The 15,960-nt window shown below is 45.0% G+C and carries 17 protein-coding genes; 7 read left to right on the top strand and 10 right to left on the bottom strand.

What is annotated here, in order from left to right; translation table 11 throughout:
* Positions 1 to 29 precede the first annotated feature (29 nt).
* The 6 genes from HW988_RS15595 to HW988_RS15570 form a co-directional block, all read right to left on the bottom strand.
* Complete coding sequence (locus HW988_RS15595; RefSeq protein ID WP_181605098.1) at positions 30 to 515, bottom strand: hypothetical protein; 486 nt, start codon at positions 513 to 515, stop codon at positions 30 to 32.
* Positions 516 to 522: 7 nt separating this feature from the next.
* The gene (locus HW988_RS15590; protein WP_255490063.1) at positions 523 to 906 is read right to left on the bottom strand and encodes a hypothetical protein; all 384 of its coding nucleotides are present in this window, start codon (positions 904 to 906) and stop codon (positions 523 to 525) included.
* Positions 907 to 1,037: 131 nt separating this feature from the next.
* On the bottom strand, positions 1,038 to 1,502 hold the full coding sequence (locus HW988_RS15585; RefSeq protein ID WP_255490062.1) for a hypothetical protein: 465 nt from the start codon (positions 1,500 to 1,502) through the stop codon (positions 1,038 to 1,040).
* A 25-nt stretch (positions 1,503 to 1,527) separates the two neighbouring features.
* Positions 1,528 to 2,139, bottom strand: coding sequence for an RNA polymerase sigma factor (locus HW988_RS15580; protein WP_142701386.1), 612 nt, complete (start codon positions 2,137 to 2,139; stop codon positions 1,528 to 1,530).
* A gap of 609 nt (positions 2,140 to 2,748) precedes the next feature.
* A complete protein-coding gene (locus tag HW988_RS15575; protein ID WP_255490061.1) occupies positions 2,749 to 3,876 on the bottom strand; it encodes an aminopeptidase in 1,128 nt (375 codons plus the stop codon).
* A complete protein-coding gene (locus HW988_RS15570) occupies positions 3,864 to 4,442 on the bottom strand; it encodes an outer membrane beta-barrel protein (protein ID WP_181605096.1) in 579 nt (192 codons plus the stop codon). Before HW988_RS15570 ends, HW988_RS15575 begins: the two co-directional genes overlap by 13 nt.
* 90 nt (positions 4,443 to 4,532) lie before the next feature.
* On the opposite strand from HW988_RS15570, the gene msrB reads away from it, so the two are divergent.
* A complete protein-coding gene (gene msrB, locus HW988_RS15565) occupies positions 4,533 to 4,952 on the top strand; it encodes a peptide-methionine (R)-S-oxide reductase MsrB (protein WP_181605095.1) in 420 nt (139 codons plus the stop codon).
* On the opposite strand, the gene HW988_RS15560 is transcribed toward msrB, so the two are convergent.
* Entirely contained in the window at positions 4,949 to 5,857 is a 909-nt protein-coding gene (locus HW988_RS15560) for an energy transducer TonB (protein ID WP_255490060.1), read from the bottom strand. The two genes, msrB and HW988_RS15560, sit on opposite strands and share 4 nt — an antisense overlap.
* A gap of 93 nt (positions 5,858 to 5,950) precedes the next feature.
* Here HW988_RS15560 and HW988_RS15555 point away from each other — a divergent pair, with 93 nt between their 5' ends.
* The 5 genes from HW988_RS15555 to HW988_RS15535 all read left to right on the top strand — a co-directional run bounded on the left by HW988_RS15555 (position 5,951) and on the right by HW988_RS15535 (position 10,624).
* Positions 5,951 to 6,460, top strand: coding sequence for a PilZ domain-containing protein (locus HW988_RS15555; RefSeq protein ID WP_181605094.1), 510 nt, complete (start codon positions 5,951 to 5,953; stop codon positions 6,458 to 6,460).
* Positions 6,461 to 6,582: 122 nt separating this feature from the next.
* Positions 6,583 to 7,962, top strand: a complete 1,380-nt coding sequence (locus tag HW988_RS15550) for a PhoH family protein (protein ID WP_181605093.1) — start codon at positions 6,583 to 6,585, stop codon at positions 7,960 to 7,962.
* Positions 7,963 to 7,971: 9 nt separating this feature from the next.
* A complete protein-coding gene (locus HW988_RS15545; RefSeq protein ID WP_181605092.1) occupies positions 7,972 to 8,394 on the top strand; it encodes a MaoC family dehydratase in 423 nt (140 codons plus the stop codon).
* Complete coding sequence (locus tag HW988_RS15540; RefSeq protein WP_181605091.1) at positions 8,394 to 8,822, top strand: BLUF domain-containing protein; 429 nt, start codon at positions 8,394 to 8,396, stop codon at positions 8,820 to 8,822. Before HW988_RS15545 ends, HW988_RS15540 begins: the two co-directional genes overlap by 1 nt.
* Positions 8,823 to 9,016: 194 nt before the next feature.
* Positions 9,017 to 10,624, top strand: coding sequence for a hypothetical protein (locus HW988_RS15535; protein WP_181605090.1), 1,608 nt, complete (start codon positions 9,017 to 9,019; stop codon positions 10,622 to 10,624).
* 96 nt (positions 10,625 to 10,720) lie between these two features.
* On the opposite strand, the gene HW988_RS15530 is transcribed toward HW988_RS15535, so the two are convergent.
* From HW988_RS15530 to HW988_RS15520, 3 genes are all read right to left on the bottom strand, one after another.
* The gene (locus HW988_RS15530) at positions 10,721 to 12,496 is read right to left on the bottom strand and encodes a hypothetical protein (RefSeq protein WP_181605089.1); all 1,776 of its coding nucleotides are present in this window, start codon (positions 12,494 to 12,496) and stop codon (positions 10,721 to 10,723) included.
* Positions 12,497 to 12,709: 213 nt separating this feature from the next.
* Positions 12,710 to 13,888, bottom strand: a complete 1,179-nt coding sequence (locus HW988_RS15525; RefSeq protein ID WP_181605088.1) for a clostripain-related cysteine peptidase — start codon at positions 13,886 to 13,888, stop codon at positions 12,710 to 12,712.
* Between the two features lie 137 nt (positions 13,889 to 14,025).
* Complete coding sequence (locus tag HW988_RS15520) at positions 14,026 to 14,583, bottom strand: TetR/AcrR family transcriptional regulator (protein WP_181605087.1); 558 nt, start codon at positions 14,581 to 14,583, stop codon at positions 14,026 to 14,028.
* Positions 14,584 to 14,676: 93 nt separating this feature from the next.
* Between HW988_RS15520 and HW988_RS15515 the strand changes: the two genes are divergently transcribed.
* A complete protein-coding gene (locus HW988_RS15515; RefSeq protein WP_181605086.1) occupies positions 14,677 to 15,957 on the top strand; it encodes an acetyl-CoA C-acetyltransferase in 1,281 nt (426 codons plus the stop codon).
* Positions 15,958 to 15,960: the final 3 nt, after the last annotated feature.

The following is a 15,960-nucleotide window of genomic DNA, read 5'->3' as shown; positions in this document are numbered from 1 at the left end:
GCGGCTCTAGTGCTCCAGGAGTTGTTTAGTTAGCTGTAGAAATCCAGGAAACGAAAGTAAACTTCCTCAAGAACGTCTAATTCCATGGGGTTTCCTTGCGAATCTGTTACCTTTGGGAAGCTGATTTTGGTTTTTCCATCCACCGATTTGTATTCCAAGAACTTGGTGAATAGCACCGAGGTTTCTTCTCCAGAAGCTTCTGAAAAATAGGGAACAAAGAAGCTTTCAATTTCTGCTTTCGGCGGTAAGAAGCCGTTCACAAGATTGAGTTGATGAACGAAAACACGCGGACAGTGAAGCAGTCGCAAACGCTGGCATTCAATGCTGTAAATCCACGAATGAAAATTTCTGATTCCTAATGAATTGATCGAAGTGAGATCTTTTAAATCTAAATTCAAATCAAACTGCGGATTCACTTCCACACCATCCAATGCGGATGAGTATTCGTTCAAAGGTCCTTTGAGCGAAATCGTCGTCGTTTTGTCGGCGATAGAAAATGACAATTGCAGGGACATAGGGATTCTACTCGATGATTAATTTAGGAGCCGGCAGTGGCTTCTTCTCATCTTTCAATGGAGCATCTGGGTTGGTCAAGGTCGCTTTGATTCTGGTCGCGATATCTTGCTTAATTTGCAGATACTGAACAGTGCGTTCAGTCCCCAGGAGTGGTTTTAGTTTATCCAGCTCTTCTTCGCTGATTTTGTTAAATGCCTGTAAGCTTTTTTTGTAAGAGGAGAACTCTGCTTCAAGTTTCTTGGCATCTTTGATGTTTCCTAGTGATGCTAAGGATGACTGAAGAGTTTTACTTAGTTCTGATTTTCGTTTGTTGAGATCCTTGATGATCTCAGAGAATTTTTTTTCTTCGTTCGCTGAAAGTTTCAGCTCGTCACTCATTTTCCAAATCATGAGCTCCTCAAGCTGGTTTCGCTTGGCCCCTGACGGTGCGCTTTGGGCGAAAACAGCCAGAGGCTGCATCAAGAATGTTGTTAAAATGAAAGCAGAATAAATCCAGCGCACGATCTTCACCCTTGGGAGGGTCAGCGTGTTGCTCGACCACCCACAATTTTATTGAGTTTAGCTATCGTTAAAGTTTGAGATGATTCGCTGGCTACGTCCACAAAAAAGTCAGATTCCGTCTGACTGGAGATTAAAGTCTGGGACAAGTCTTCAGGTGATAAAATCGCTTCCGTGACAATTCTTTCGCGGCCATCGCTTAGTAAGCCGGCACGCTGCATACCCTGATTTACTTTTGCCATATGAGGAACCAAGAGTGTCGCTGCTAAAACGACAGACATAAGTCCCCCGGTAGGATAAAGCCAACCACGCCAATGTGCGCGCAACATATTTCGCGGTCGCATCAACATCGGTGTTGGCTCGATCACCTTTTGTTCGACTTCCATCATAATTTTATCATGGAGCCGATCAAAAAAATCATCACTCATAGTCATCTCAAGGTCGTCATTTGCCTTAAGACCTTTGCGGACTTTATCTAAACGATTCATGGTCTCTCTTTGATCCATTCGCTTTTTATCCTTCCGCTTCTGCGTATGTTTGGAAGAAGCCACCAACTTCTTCACTCCAGCTTTTAAGGTCATTTTGTTCCTCAAAAGTCTGACGTAGTTTTAGTAAGGCATGGCGGTAGTTCGCCTTAGCTGTGTCATATGGACATTCCATAATATCAGCAATTTCATTAAAGCTAAGATCCTCATACACGCGCAGAACCAAAGCTGTTTTCTGTTTCATCGGCAGCTTTTCTACTTCTTTCTGAAGGATGTCAGCAACCGCCGTGTGAACGAGAGTGTTTTCAGCCTCCGCATCTACTGCCAAATTAGCATCTTCAAAATCAACAGTGTCTCTTTTGAATTCGCGCAATTTGTTGCGTGCAGTATTTACCGCGATCTGAAATAACCAGCTCTTGAAAGAAGCACGACCCTCAAAGGAATTTAGTTTTTCGTAAGCTTTGATGAAAGCTTCCTGAGTCACGTCCTCAGCGGCATCCGTATCCTTCATGAATCTCAAACTCAGTCGCAGTACACTTCTCTGATGTCGTTTCACGAGTTCGGAAAAAGATCTTCTGTCTCCAGACTTCACTTTTTCAACCAGTTCAAGATCCGATAACCCTATTAGATCTTTCTGCATATAAGACTCGCTTCTGTATAAATTCGGTTAACTTCCTGAATTTTTTTCCCAGAAGAGCTTTGTAACTCCCCCCGGCACATCGTAAATTCGTTCCCCCAAACCAACGTGCCTACGCCTTTCTTTATAGCAATCTCGGTGCCACTTCCGCAGAGCCAAAATGACTCTAAATATATGATTTAATTTATGTTTTTCGGAATTTGTTATGGGGCATATAAGGAAATCTTATGGGTGCGCGGCGGCTTCCCGTATTGACTGAGGAGCGCCTCCTTACTCGGACAGTCCTCGCTCGATTATATGGATGGCTTCGTGTTGACTACAAAGGACTGCGGAACTCGACGGAGGCGCTCCTCAGTCAACACGGGAAGCCTCGTTCATCATTAGATCGATTATACTGCTCATCCAGATTCCTGCAGACAGAATTGCATCATATATATGTCGCCATAAAGATTCCGCATCGGGGCGCGTGGTGCGGTTTTGGAAAGCTAGACTAAATATTCGGTGTCGAATTGTCCTTCTCGGGTGGAGCCCAAAAGGTACGGACTTACTTTCTCCAGTGGAGTCGATGTTCAACTCTATTTTCGATTTTCGATTGTTCGATTTTCGCGCACGCTAGTGCGTGGGGATTTTGGATTCTTTTTTCTTTTGGTCCTGTTGGATTTCTGCTGATGGAATATTGGCGTTGAGCTCGGATTCAGATTTTGTGCCAATTAATTCTTTTAGTTTTTTTGCGGGGTCTTTTTCGCCTTCGAGAGCTTTGCATTTTTCTATGAATACTTGCATGCTTTTGCCGCTTTGTTGGTACAGGGTTTCGAAGTCGGCCAGGTCTTGCATATAGGTTTTGTAGACTAATAAGCGGGCATTATTTAGTTTTGCTGTGGTGAACTTTTCGTAGTTTTTAGTGTGCATGGTTGGTAGCACTTCTTTTTTGAATTTTTCTTGGATGGCTTGGATTCTGGCCATTCTTTTTTCTTCGATGTGTTCTGCGGGTGGCAGATCTTTATACCAAGTCGCCAGGTCTTTTAGTTCTTCGCTGATGAACTTGGAAAAGATCTTGTCGTCTTCGTTGTCTTTTTTGATTTGAGCGAGTGTGGGGGAGTTGTCGCCCTCGGTTTTTAGATAATATTGTTCTGCACCCTTGTTGCCCAGGAACATGGCTAAGCTTTCGTTGAAGTCGGCGTTGCCCTTAATGTACAACGTGGCGTGCACGGTTTCGTGAATGATGGTGTTTACCAGATCATAATCTTTATATCTTAACATAGAGCTTAGCAGCGGATCGTTGAACCACCCCAGAGTGCTATAGGCCGAAACTCCGCGCATGTAAGTGTCGAGGCCTTCGATTTGCAGTTCTTGTTCTTGGATTTTTGCGTCTTCTTCGTTGAAGTAACCTTTGTAAGGCATTTTGCCTACGAAGGGATAAGACCACTGATAATGCTTTAATTCCCATTTATACGCAGCACTCACAACATAGGTGACGTAAGGGCGATCAAGTTTTACGTAGCTGGTATAATTTTTTGTGGGCTTTAGGTGTAAATCATTTTCTGCGAAGGCGCGTGCTTTTTGGGCGAGTTCCAGTTTGCGTTTTTCTTGATCGCTGATTTTTGGATCTTTCAGGGCTGCGTCGATAGGGACGCGGGCATTAAGGAGTTTCATCTGATTGTAGCCCGAGCTTGCCAGGTAATTAATCTGGCAGCCTGCAAGCAAGGGTAATAGCACAAGCAGATATTTTACAGCATCCATGTGACGCCGGCGCGGATTGCAGAGTCGTTGGTTTTAGAGCCCCCGCCGATCGGAGTTTCCCAAGCGTCGTAACTCAGTTTGATACCGAAAGTTTCCGTGAGCGAAATTTTTAAACCCACACCATAAGATGGAGCCACGGCACTGTCAGGTTCATTTTCGTAAGTATCTTGGTTTTCGATTTTGATCGTTTGCTTACGATTGATCTGTGCCAAGCCACCCTTGATGTAGGGTTGGAACAAGGCTTTTTTGTCTGCCAAAATCAGGATCAAATCAGAACCCAAAATTTGCGATCTTTGAATCGTCGTACGCTTTGGATCAGAGGCATAGGCTTTCGACACAACGACAGATTGCGCATCGGTGTAACTAAGCTCCAGAGCAATACGTTCCCACAAATAGAACGACATGGAGCCCGTCATAGATTCCATTTCATTGTAGTTGTTCGTGTCATAAGTTTGTGTCTTGTGGCCGTACTGCGCACCCAACTCGATAGCGATGGCGTGAGCGGAAAAAGAAAAAGCAGTCACAGATAACAAAGCACATAGTGAAGCGAATAAAAATCTATTCATATTCCTTTGATATTACCAAGGCTTAGTGGTGAGTGACATGAAATCTGCCACTCTCTGGACTAAAGGAAGCAGAAGTCCTACTATGGTCCTATGAATGAAAAAGTATTGAAGTGCGGATTGCCCGAAGACGAAGCTGAATTGAAAAAACTCCTGACCCCTGAACAATATCGGATCATGGTCGAGAACGGCACCGAAGCACCTTTTGGAAATGAATTTTGGAATCACACAGAACCCGGTGTATACGTGGATGCGGTTTCCGGTGTGCCGCTTTTTTCCAGCGATGATAAATTTGATTCAGAGTGTGGCTGGCCCAGTTTTACCAAACCTATTTCACCTGACGTGGTGGTGGAAAAACCCGATTTTTCTCACGGCATGATTCGAACTGAGGTGCGTGCGAAAGATTCCAACGGGCATTTGGGACATGTCTTTGATGACGGTCCGCCACCATTGGGAATTCGTTACTGCATTAACTCTGCAGCTTTAAAATTTGTTCCAAGAAAACACGGCTAGCGGCTGTTCACCAATGTGGGTGGTGCGTAGTTGACTGTGAATGTATAGCGCAAGTGAATGTAGCCATCCTCTTCGATCATTTCTTGGGGAGGATTTGGGAAGACACGGGCTTCCTTAAAGGCATTCACGGCAGCAGCATCGAATCCTTTAACTCCAGACTCTTTCATGACCATTGCTTTTTGCAAAAAGCCTCGTTTGTCTAACAAGAACTCAACCTGAGTATTCCAGTTGCGACGACTTAAATTCATCGCCAAAGCGGGATCCATGCCGTTGATCGTCGTCATCACGCGGGTTTCCCAGCGATAGCGAACCAGCTCTTCGATGCGCGCATAAAAAGAATAAAATAAATAGCGATCCGTATTCAAAGCCGTGAAAGAACCAATTTTCACATCCGTCGGCAAAGACTCTCCCACAGTGGATTGCCCTTGATTAAGAGCATTCATCTCGGCCAGTTCTTTGGTGATGTCCACTGTGCGATAACCATTTTTGTCGGTGTCGTTTTTATCGACCTGAGTTTTCTCTTGGGCTTTTTGCGCCTGCTTCGGTGGAGTCACTGACTTTTTCGGAAGCGTCGAGGTGTTGGTGCGGTTCTCTGTCATACCGTTATCAGAGGCCTGCATTTCTTTCTTCACGCGTTGGCGTTGCTCGGAAAGAAATCTCGCTAAAGTGTCGTCATCCGGAGCCTTTAGTTGATCGGGTACCAATGATTTACGCACAATCTGCTGATTGTTTTTCGATTGTTTTGAAGGAGCCGTTGGAGGAGGCGTATCCAAAGAGATCTCGATCGTCTCTGGTTTCGGAGGCGAGAATAGAGGGCCCCAGACAATCACTCCCGTGATCAGTCCCAGATGCAGCAGTAAGCTGATCGCCATGGTTACGAATATAAAGGCGTGGATCCTCTTCATTGTCTCATTTTAAGCCGGAACTGGACTAAAGTGCAAGGTGGCTAAAGTTGAAACGTTTTCTGCCGATAAGTCTTTATCGATACAGGGGGATAAATGGGGAAAGTTTTAGACATTACAGAACGCCTAAGAACTCAGAATTCTTTGGAAATTGGCCACAAAGGCAGCAAGGGTGAGGTCCTAGATATGACCGAAGCTCGCCAAGAAATGCTAAGTCGTGAGCGTCGTGATGTGAAGCGCACCATTTTGACTGAGTTCGTGGGTGCGTTCGTAGTGCTCCCTGAACAAGGCCTGATGAAAGTGGCTTTGTACGACATCTCTGAAAATGGTTTGGCCTTCGATATGGATCTTCAAGAAGGTTCATTCCAAATGGATGAAGAAGTGGCGATGCGTGTTTATCTTAACCACTCCACATATTTCCCGTTCACTATCAACGTTTCAAATGTGCGCGTGATCGAAGATGAAGGCACTGTTCGTCATGGTGCTAACTTCGTGAAAGGCACTTTGAATGATGTTGCGCTTCATCATTTTGTGAAGTTCATCGAAAACGTCAGCGCGTCTTTGAAAACAGACTCTGGTGACGTTCAAGTTTCAAATATTTCTTAGTTCTATTAATTTCGATTAGGAAACCTTTTCCGTAGACTTTGGTCGTGGGATTTGTTGCAATTTAGCTGTGGGATTGTAAGCGCTCTTGCTGAGCGCTTATGTGGGATTCACCACCGGCTAGGATGCCGCAAGTCCCATTTGTCTTTTTAAGAGTCCCACGCGGGGCTCTAACTACGGAGGGTTGTTTGAGCAAAGCTAAACGCAGAAAAGTTGTTGTCGATACCAATGTAATCCTGTTCGACGCCCAGGCCATCATGCGCTTTGGAGAAGCAGACGTTCACATTCCTATCTCCGTTATCGAAGAAGTAGACAGATTTAAAAGAGACCAAGGTGAGAACGGTCGAAATGCCCGTCAATTCAGCCGCTTTATCGACGTACTTCGTGGTAAGGGCTCTTTGGCAAGTGGTGTTCAGATCGATAACTCTGAAACCATGGTTTACATCAACACGGACTACATGCTTGCAGGTATGCCGGCAGAGATGGATGCTCAAAAAGCTGACAACCGTATCTTGAATACGGCTCTGGCACTTCAAAAACAACATCCTCGCTATAAAGTTGAATTGATTACGAAAGATATCAATCTTCGTATCAAAGCTGACGTTTATGGTGTGATCGCAACTGACTACGACGCAAACGATATCAACCGTGATGACTTGTACGAAGGTTATCAAGAGATCGCTATCACTCCGGCGCAAATCGATGCTTTCTATAAAGAAAAACGTTTCGAAACAGACGTAAAGCTTTTGGCGAATCAATACGTGATCATGAAGGATTCATCGAATCCAAATCATTCAGCGATAGGTCGTTACAGCCTGGCTGAAAAAGCAGTTGTTCCCTTGATGCAAGCGGCTGACTCTATCTGGGGTATTCATGCTCGCAATGTGGAGCAGGCTTTCGCTTTGGATTGCCTGTTGAACGATGAAATCATGTTCGTATCTTTGGTGGGTAAAGCCGGTACGGGTAAAACTTTGATGGCGATCGCCGCAGGTCTTCATAAAACTCTGGATCAAGGGCAATTCCAAAGACTTCTGGTATCTCGTCCGATCTTCCCCATGGGTCGCGACATCGGTTACCTTCCTGGTGACATCGAGCAGAAACTGAATCCTTGGATGCAACCAATTTTCGATAACGTAGAGTTTCTGATGGGTGCGGACAAAAAAGCAGCTGGTCGTGCTCAGGAATTAATCAATCAGGGGATGCTAAACATTGAGCCGCTGACTTATATTCGCGGTCGCAGCATTCCAAAACAATACCTGATCGTGGATGAAGCTCAAAACTTGACTCCGCACGAGATCAAGACAATTGTTACGCGTGCCGGTCAGGGGACAAAAGTAGTCCTAACTGGTGACGTTTATCAGATTGATAACCCTTACGTGGATTCAGCGAACAGCGGTCTAACGTATGCGGTTGAAAGATTTAAAGGCCATGCAATTGCGGCACACGTAACACTGACTAAAGGTGAACGTTCGCCACTTGCAGAATTGGCAGCGAATATTTTGTAGGAGTAAGAGATGCAGGTTCCAAATATTGATGTAGGTTTCACGAACTCAGCGACAGTTAAAGTGACGGATAAAATGGTTCGTCAATTTGCTGAATTGTCTGGAGATCATAATCCTATTCATTTGGACGATGCTTACGCGGCTCAAACTCGTTTTGGCCGTCGTATCGCTCACGGAATGATCTGCGGAGCTCTGATTTCCAGAGCTCTTGTAGAGTGCATCGGTGAGGGCGGTATCTATCTTGGTCAATCGATGAAATTTGTTAATCCGGTTTTCATCGATGACACCATCAAAATCACAATCAGAATTACAGCTATGCGCAAAGAAAAAGGCATCGCGACAGTTGAAACGAATGTGACTAAAGAAAACGGCGACATGGTTGTTAAAGGTGAAGCTGTTATCATGATGGCAAAAGATTTCGCGATTCCTAAGTAATGAGCTCAGTATTTCATCTCGTTTACGTCAGTTACGCGGCCGAGAGTCTCAGTTATACGGATATCCGTAATATTCTTAATTCTTCACGTAAAAACAACGCTCGAGATGATATCTCGGGCGTTCTTATTTTGCGCGAAGGTTATTTCCTGCAGGTTCTTGAGGGTGACGAAGCTAAGATTCAAGCTTTGTTGAACATCATCCGTCGTGACAATCGCAATCACACGTTGAAAATTTTGATCGAAGAGCGCAGTGATAAACGTCTGTTCGGTGATTGGTCGATGGCCTTCCTTGATGGCGATATCGAAGCGAATACCACAAAAGATTTGCTGGATTTTTTCGATGTGTGCCTGGATAGCGGCATCAATCACAAAACTCTGATTATGCCCCTGGTTCGCAAGTTCCGGGCTTCCGCGCCGTCATTCCAATAATAAGACATTCTAACATTGGTGTGCCCGCAAACCCGCGCTCTGACTGAGTTTTATCGGGAGTGGCGAACTTTTTGACGGCCAAATTCGCGCCTTTGTCTAAGGAGTTTACGAAACATTCCCAGAGTGAGATTGCTTTGAAAATCATCTGAAGATATCGCAACAATGTATGTGTACTCGCACATGAGGAGCGGAAGATGAAGAATCTAGGATGGGCCTTACTACTAGCAATGACTTTCAACCTGACGGCATGTTTAGAAAACCAAGGTAGCGTCGAATTCGGTAGTGCTGGCTCCGGCAGCAATACAAACAGTGATTTCAGTGTAGTGACTGAACCTTCTCCAACTCCTACAGTTGAACCAAGCCCTTCGGCAACGCCAGCTCCACCATCTGGTGAAGCAGCGGTATTCCAAATCAATAACGGCGCAAAACTAACAGATTCAGCAAAGCTTGAGCTTAACTTCATCTCTGTTTTCAGTGCAGCTTACTTAAAGCTTTCCACTGGTGCTGATTGTTCTAATGGTTCTTACGAGCCATTCGTTGATTCTAAAATGTATCAAAGTGCATCGACTAATCAGAATGTTACTTTGAGCGTTATGTATAAAGACTACGACGGTCGTACTTCTGAGTGTTTGAATGCCAGCATCCTGATTGACGAAGCGGGTCCTGAAATCGTTTTCGCCAAATACCCAACTTCAACTGTTGAAGAAGGTTCTGACGTAGAAATCGTATTCACAGTATCCGATGCGGGTTCTGGTGTTGATAAAGTGACTTGCTCGTTCGCAGGAGTTTCCAAAACTTGTGCAGCAGGTACAAATACGATCAAGGTTCCCAGTATGGTTTCTGGTACATACACCCTTGCAGTTACAGCAACAGATAAATTGGCTCATTCATCTGCAAAATCCATTACTTTTGATGTGTCTTCAAAATACAAATCACTTGTTCAAAATGTCCAAGTTACTCCGAACAAAAAAGTGGACTTGTTGATCGTGATCGACAACTCCGGTTCTATGGAATACGAACAAAAAAATATGGCGAGCCGTGTGAAAAACCTTCTCAGTGTTATGAAAGGTTTGGACTGGCAGATTGCGGTTACGACAACAGATCCTCGTGATATCACTTTGGGTGACGGTCGCTTGGTGCAATTGACTGGTAAAAAAGGTCAGTACATCCTGACTTCTGCAATGGCTGACGCTGAAGCGCAAACATTGTTGGGTGCAACTTTGCAAAGATCTGAGGTTGGTAGCGGTGACGAGCAAGCGATCTATGTAACTTACCGTGCGATCGAAAGATCATTGTCTCAAAGCGGTGGTAACGTGAACTTCGTACGCCCTGACGCTCAATTGGCAGTCCTTACGATCTCTGACGAAGATGAATCTAAAAACGGTACTAAAAATGATCCACAATCCTTGTTGAACTTCATCGGTCAAACTTATGGTGGTCAAAAAGCGTTCAGCTTCCACTCCATCATCACTCGCCCTGGTGATACAGCTTGTAAGTCTACGAATGGTTATGCTTACGGTTACCGTTACGAACAGATCTCTAAATTAACGGGTGGTGTGATCGGTGACGTGTGTGCCTCTGATTACGCAGCTCAAGTGTCTGGTATCGCTGACGGTGTTCGCAAAACATTGAAAACTTTCACTCTGTCATGTGCTCCAGTGGTTGACTCAGTAAGATCGATCTCTGTTCTTAAAGACGGTCAGCCATACGCTGGTGCTTACACAGTGTCAGGTGTGAACATGGTATTCAGCGCAGATCTTCCACAAGGCCAATACCAAGTTTACTATTCTTGCGTAAAATAATTATCAGAGAACTTTGATCTCAAAAAATTGAAAAGCCCAGTTTAAGCTGGGCTTTTCTTTAACGTCAGGAGTACAAAGGGCCTTGGTGGTCCCTTTTTATTCGTCTTGCTCTTTTTGCCAGGCTTGAAATTGCTCTTCAGTCATAGTTGTGATTGTGTTCTCTTCAGTATATACTTTGAAGTAACGTCGCAGGCGGTACAAAGACTGCGCGGCTTCTTTATTCTCTCGTTCTGTTAAATCGGGATGGTGGAAGTTGTTCAAATAGCTTTCGATGCTGGAACCGAAGATATGCCATTCTGTTCCGTCTTTTTCAGCGCTGCCATATTCTTTCATCAAGTTCATTCCGCGTTTTGTATACAGACGGGAGCCCTCTGTTTTTGGATTAAACGTGTACATCGCTTGGCCAAGCTCTGCGGGGCGGTGATCACGATCCGGCTGAATTAAAAGATCAGCGATGTGAGAGAACACACTCGTCAAAGCCTCGCCACGCATTTGATTCGTTCTTGATAAATAGAATTTAACAGGTTCAAAAATTTCTCCGGAGCTCATATAGACCGGTTGCTTGCCGACGAACTCGCCATTAACAAAGCGAGGAGAGTTGTTATCGAACTTGACGGCTTCAATTACGGAGGGACGTGGCATTCTGAATCCTTCACCAAGATACGCTTCCATCTTTAGCAAAGGCACCTTGCCTTCGCGGATAAGGCCCATATCAGCGGGAATTGTGGATTGTGCTGTCGGATTTAAATCGTAAACCGTTGAACCAAACGATCCTGTGAACTCCATCCATCGTCCACTTTGTGGGTCACGCATTTGTGCTTTTCCATAGGGGGCTCTGTTGATTCCTAAAGCGGCCAACAGTTCACCAGGTTTGCCAGAGGCGCCTTTTGCTCGGACCATGACATACGTTGTTGAGTTCAATGTCTCTAAGACCTCGTTAAAGTCTGCTTTAATAAAAGACTCTGTCCAGTGACGACGGTCGACGTAATCTGGATAAATTTCTGAAATTAAATCGATCACCCATTTCTTTTGTTCTTCTTTCCCCTTTAGCATCAAGGCTTCGGTAGCTTTTGTAGATCCTACGATCTGGGTGCGGATAACGGTTGTAACCATGTCGCCTTGGTCCCACTCTTCGCGAAAAGCAATTCGTCCCATCTTGGTTCCTGGAATTAATTCGACAGGAAACGCCGTGACGTGTGTTGGGGCAGACAGAAATGTCGAGCGAGCTGCTTTGAGGGTTTTACCTTGAGCAATCTTTTCTCGCATTTTTCCATTTTGAAGGGGATTTGTTCCGTGGAAGAAATTATCGAGGTCCTTATTCCAAATTCCTTCTTCAACGATTTTTTCAATACGGCCCAGGTATTTTTCTAGGGCCGCGGAATATTTTTTAGATGAAGGAAATTCGCTCAGGCGAGGGATATCATAAACGATGAATTCGCGCTGAGATTGGGTGTTTTTAAAAAGATACGGGCCGCCCGTTGAATTGTGCGATTCGACGTATTGATACTTCTGACTGACGGATTGGACTTCCGCCTGAATATCAGCTTCTAAAAAAGAACTGAACTCCCAGTTTGTTTTCGTCGAGTCGACATGGTGTTCACCATACTTGTTATAATAAAGACGGGGATCATCAGCGGGGGTCTCAACATATTTTCGCTGAACATTTCCCATGGGTTGAGATTTTGCGTGAACTTTGACCTCTTGAAGGTGCTGTTTCCAATTGGCCGGTGGCCAAGCGTTTCCTTCAGAAAATATGGAAGTGCAGGATTCTGCGGCGTTGGCTATCGACCCCAAGCTTAAGACAAAGGCGATGATCAATCCACACGGGATCGCAAAGCGTTTATCAGCTGTAAAGGATTTCGACAGTAGCACAGGCCATCTCCTTCTATATTCCTCTTAAGGCCCCGTTTTGTAAGGGCTAGGGAGTTGATTTAGAAGAGTACAAGGGATGTACCAAGGAGCCTTTGATAAAGGGCACAGAAAGTGTCCGTAAGAGGGGAGGCCACAGAGATTCCCTGTGGCCTTTGTTTTTCATGGGAACTTTTATGCATGAAAAGAGAAAAGGGGCCCTGTTGGCCCCTTTTTTTATTTACCTTGGATCTTAGTGACTAAATCAGCCCAGTTTGTTCTCTGGTTGAATTTTAAGCCATGATAGCGTTCGATATATCCGGAATAGTCCGAGCTGTTGGACGGAAGCCAGATAGAAACTCCCCAAGTTTTTGAATCTTGGTTTTGGCTGTTGGCGATCACGAACTGGTTTTGAGCGTCGCGGACGGATTGCATCGCTGGAGTTGTGATTCCGTTTCTTGTCGCAAGATCGATGAAATCAATCACGTCACGGTAGTCCCAGTATGTGAAAAGCTTGGCGTTTTTGGCAGAGCGAGCCACCTTCGCTAAAGCAGCGTTGTCCAATCCTGCTAGCTCTGTGCTAAGTTGCTTCAAAGATTGTTCGTAAGAATCGATGTGAGATAGATCGTAAGCCGACATCGTCACTTTGCGATTGCCGTAAACTCCGCCATTGTATGCAGCCAAATAGTCTGCAGCGTGAACTTTAACAAGGTCGGCGGCGCTCATCATTGGGTCTTGCGCCCATTTCGTCAAGAAAGTCGCATATGGCCAGCCAGCACCTGGCTCGACATCTTGAGAACCCAAGTAGTACTGAACGGATTCAGACATTTCAGATGCCACTTCAACCATACCCATCAAGCACGCATCAGAGGAGTAAATGTCTACTTTGTGACCCAGGATTTTTGCAGATTCAGCCATCGCCTGACCCAATTGTTCAGTCGTGATGTTGTTGCCAGTATTATCATCCCAAGAAATATCCATTGGTTTCATACCAGGTATAGAAGCCAAGTGCCAGCCACCGCCGTGATCCCATACAACCACGAAGTATTTTTTTGCAGGGTAGTTTTGGTTAGCCCATTCTACAAATTTAACCAATTCTTTCCAGTCACCCATATCAACCGCACCCATGTTTTGAACAACAGGGGAAGTGACTTTGTTTGTGTCATTGTCTTTTTGAATTAAAAGACGGGAAACGCTGCTTTTTTTAGCTGAGGCCCACTGAACCAGGATGTTCAAGTTTTCATTGGAGCCAACTTGTTCCATTTGATTGATATTCATTGGACCGAACGAATCAAGATTGTTGTTTCCGTTCAGAAATACCAACATGTTCCATTCTTTTACTTGTTGAGCTGCGGAAGCGAAAGTTGATGCAAGCAAGAGTGCACACACGATAAGAACGCGCGATAAGTGGTTCAAATTTTTCCTCCATGAAAAATACCCAGGACTCTAGGGTAGCACCACTTTGGAACCACACTCACGTTGCTTCACATATGTTCAGGACTTTTGATTCGTCTAGTTTCTTTTCGCACCGCTAACGGCGGGAGTTCGAAAAGTTACTTCTCGATGAGGGAAATTAGATTAAGTCCAGTTGCCTTCATTAGCTTGGGGTTGTTTTGCATTCTGGCTAATTGAAGGCTGCCTTGGCAGGTGCTTATTAATAGTATGGCTGTATCTTTGGGGTTTAGGTCTTTTTTGATTTCAGAAAGCTTTTGAGCTTTTTTGATTTGGGTTTCAAGCCAAGCTTGGTTTTGTTCTTGGAAATGAACCACGGCTTTCTGTAATTTTGTTGGAAGCGTATTGTAGTCGATGCATAGCACTCCGCCGGGGCAGACTTTTAAGCTGTCTTGGGAGAAAGAGTGGTACATGTCGATGAATTTTTTGATTTTCTCCAAAGGACCACGTTGTTCGTGCTTTTCGACCCATTGTTGAAAAGACTGGGTATAGTCTTCGAGCAGGGCCAGGCCCAGGTCTTCCTTGGAGGCGAAATAGTAATGCAGGCTCGCTTTGCGAATCCCCAGCTTGTCGGCGATGTCCTGAAAGCTAAAACCATTATAGCCGCGCAATTGGAGGTAGTTTTTAGCTATTTCAATGGCTTGGGTCTTGGTCTCCATTTTATGCCTCCGGATAGGGGTTGCGCGTGAGGGGCTTTGGGTATATTCTACCTACCGATAGGTAGATAATCAAGCCTACATAAAGGACATTGTATGAAAACGAAACAGATGCGTCCGATTGCGATTCTAGCAGGTTCCAGAACTCCATTTACAAAGTCTCAGACAAACTATGTACGTACATCCAACCAAGAGTTGATGACGGCTGTGCTGCAAGACCTTGTTAATAAAACCAACATTAGAGGCGTTCGTGTGGGTGATGTTTCCACTGGGGCAGTTATGAAAAATGCTGCAGACTGGAACATGACTCGTGAAAGCGTTTTGAGCTCTGGTCTTGATCCTCATACGCCAGGATACGATGTGCAAAGAGCTTGCGGTACAGGATTGGAAACAGCTTGGCACATCGGTTTGAAAATCGCTGCCGGCCAAATTGAATCTGGTATTGCCGGCGGGACGGATACAAATAGTGATATTCAAGGCGTACTGCCGCACGAATTCACTTGGAAGTTGATGGATGCGCAAAAAGAAAAAACATTAATGGGTCGCTTGGGCAAATTCGCCAAACTTTCGATCAATGACATTAAGCCAAAATTTCCTGTGGTGGTTGAGCCGCGCACGGGTCTTTCCATGGGGCAACATACAGAGCTTATGGTGAAAGAATGGCACATCTCTCAAGAGGAGCAGGATAAGCTTGCTTTGGCCAGCCATCAGAATGCCGCAAAAGCTTGGGATGCTGGATTTTTTAAAGACCTGGTATTTGATTTCAAAGGTTTGAAAAAAGATACTTTGGTTCGCGGTGATACGACATTGGAAAAACTGGCAAAACTGAAACCTGCTTTTGATAAAACGGGAACAGGTACTTTGACGGCAGGGAACAGTACCGCTTTGACAGATGGCGCTTCCGCAGTTTTGTTGGGCAGTGAAGACTTCGCTCAGAAACATTATTTGCCAGTGCTCGCGTATCTGACTGACGCTGAAGTTGCGGCCGTTGATTACGTAGGCGGTGAAGGTCTGTTAATGGCTCCTACTTATGCTGTGGCTCGTATGCTTGAGCGTAACGGTCTGACTTTGCAGGATTTTGATTTTTATGAAATTCACGAGGCTTTCGCAGGTCAGGTTCTTTGTACGTTGAAAGCGTGGGAATCCGAAGAGTATTGCCGCACGAAATTGGGTCTGACCAAAGCACTGGGCTCCATTGATCGCAGTAAACTGAACGTGAATGGTGGATCCTTGGCGCTTGGACATCCATTCGCTGCGACGGGTGGCCGTATCCTGATTTCGCTTGCGAAAATGCTTTCCCAAAAAGGCAGTGGTCGTGGATTGATTTCGATCTGTACTGCTGGCGGTATGGGTGTAACAGCAATCGTTGAAAGATAAACA

Source organism: Bdellovibrio sp. KM01 (assembly GCF_013752535.1).
GTDB lineage: Bacteria > Bdellovibrionota > Bdellovibrionia > Bdellovibrionales > Bdellovibrionaceae > Bdellovibrio.
The sequence above is the reverse complement of the archived record's forward strand: the minus strand, read 5'-3'. Positions and strand labels throughout refer to the sequence as shown.

Bases quoted from the DNA above. Each gene is read 5' to 3' on its own strand.
- HW988_RS15515 (WP_181605086.1), top strand. From the start codon at position 14,677: ATGAAAACGAAACAGATGCGTCCGATTGCGATTCTAGCAGGTTCCAGA.
- msrB (WP_181605095.1), top strand. From the start codon at position 4,533: ATGAATGAAAAAGTATTGAAGTGCGGATTGCCCGAAGACGAAGCTGAA.
- HW988_RS15535 (WP_181605090.1), top strand. From the start codon at position 9,017: ATGAAGAATCTAGGATGGGCCTTACTACTAGCAATGACTTTCAACCTG.
- HW988_RS15550 (WP_181605093.1), top strand. From the start codon at position 6,583: ATGCCGCAAGTCCCATTTGTCTTTTTAAGAGTCCCACGCGGGGCTCTA.
- HW988_RS15595 (WP_181605098.1), bottom strand. From the start codon at position 515: ATGTCCCTGCAATTGTCATTTTCTATCGCCGACAAAACGACGACGATT.
- HW988_RS15560 (WP_255490060.1), bottom strand. From the start codon at position 5,857: ATGAAGAGGATCCACGCCTTTATATTCGTAACCATGGCGATCAGCTTA.
- HW988_RS15570 (WP_181605096.1), bottom strand. From the start codon at position 4,442: ATGAATAGATTTTTATTCGCTTCACTATGTGCTTTGTTATCTGTGACT.
- HW988_RS15540 (WP_181605091.1), top strand. From the start codon at position 8,394: ATGAGCTCAGTATTTCATCTCGTTTACGTCAGTTACGCGGCCGAGAGT.
- HW988_RS15555 (WP_181605094.1), top strand. From the start codon at position 5,951: ATGGGGAAAGTTTTAGACATTACAGAACGCCTAAGAACTCAGAATTCT.
- HW988_RS15545 (WP_181605092.1), top strand. From the start codon at position 7,972: ATGCAGGTTCCAAATATTGATGTAGGTTTCACGAACTCAGCGACAGTT.
- HW988_RS15520 (WP_181605087.1), bottom strand. From the start codon at position 14,583: ATGGAGACCAAGACCCAAGCCATTGAAATAGCTAAAAACTACCTCCAA.
- HW988_RS15575 (WP_255490061.1), bottom strand. From the start codon at position 3,876: ATGGATGCTGTAAAATATCTGCTTGTGCTATTACCCTTGCTTGCAGGC.
- HW988_RS15580 (WP_142701386.1), bottom strand. From the start codon at position 2,139: ATGCAGAAAGATCTAATAGGGTTATCGGATCTTGAACTGGTTGAAAAA.
- HW988_RS15590 (WP_255490063.1), bottom strand. From the start codon at position 906: ATGATTTGGAAAATGAGTGACGAGCTGAAACTTTCAGCGAACGAAGAA.
- HW988_RS15585 (WP_255490062.1), bottom strand. From the start codon at position 1,502: ATGAATCGTTTAGATAAAGTCCGCAAAGGTCTTAAGGCAAATGACGAC.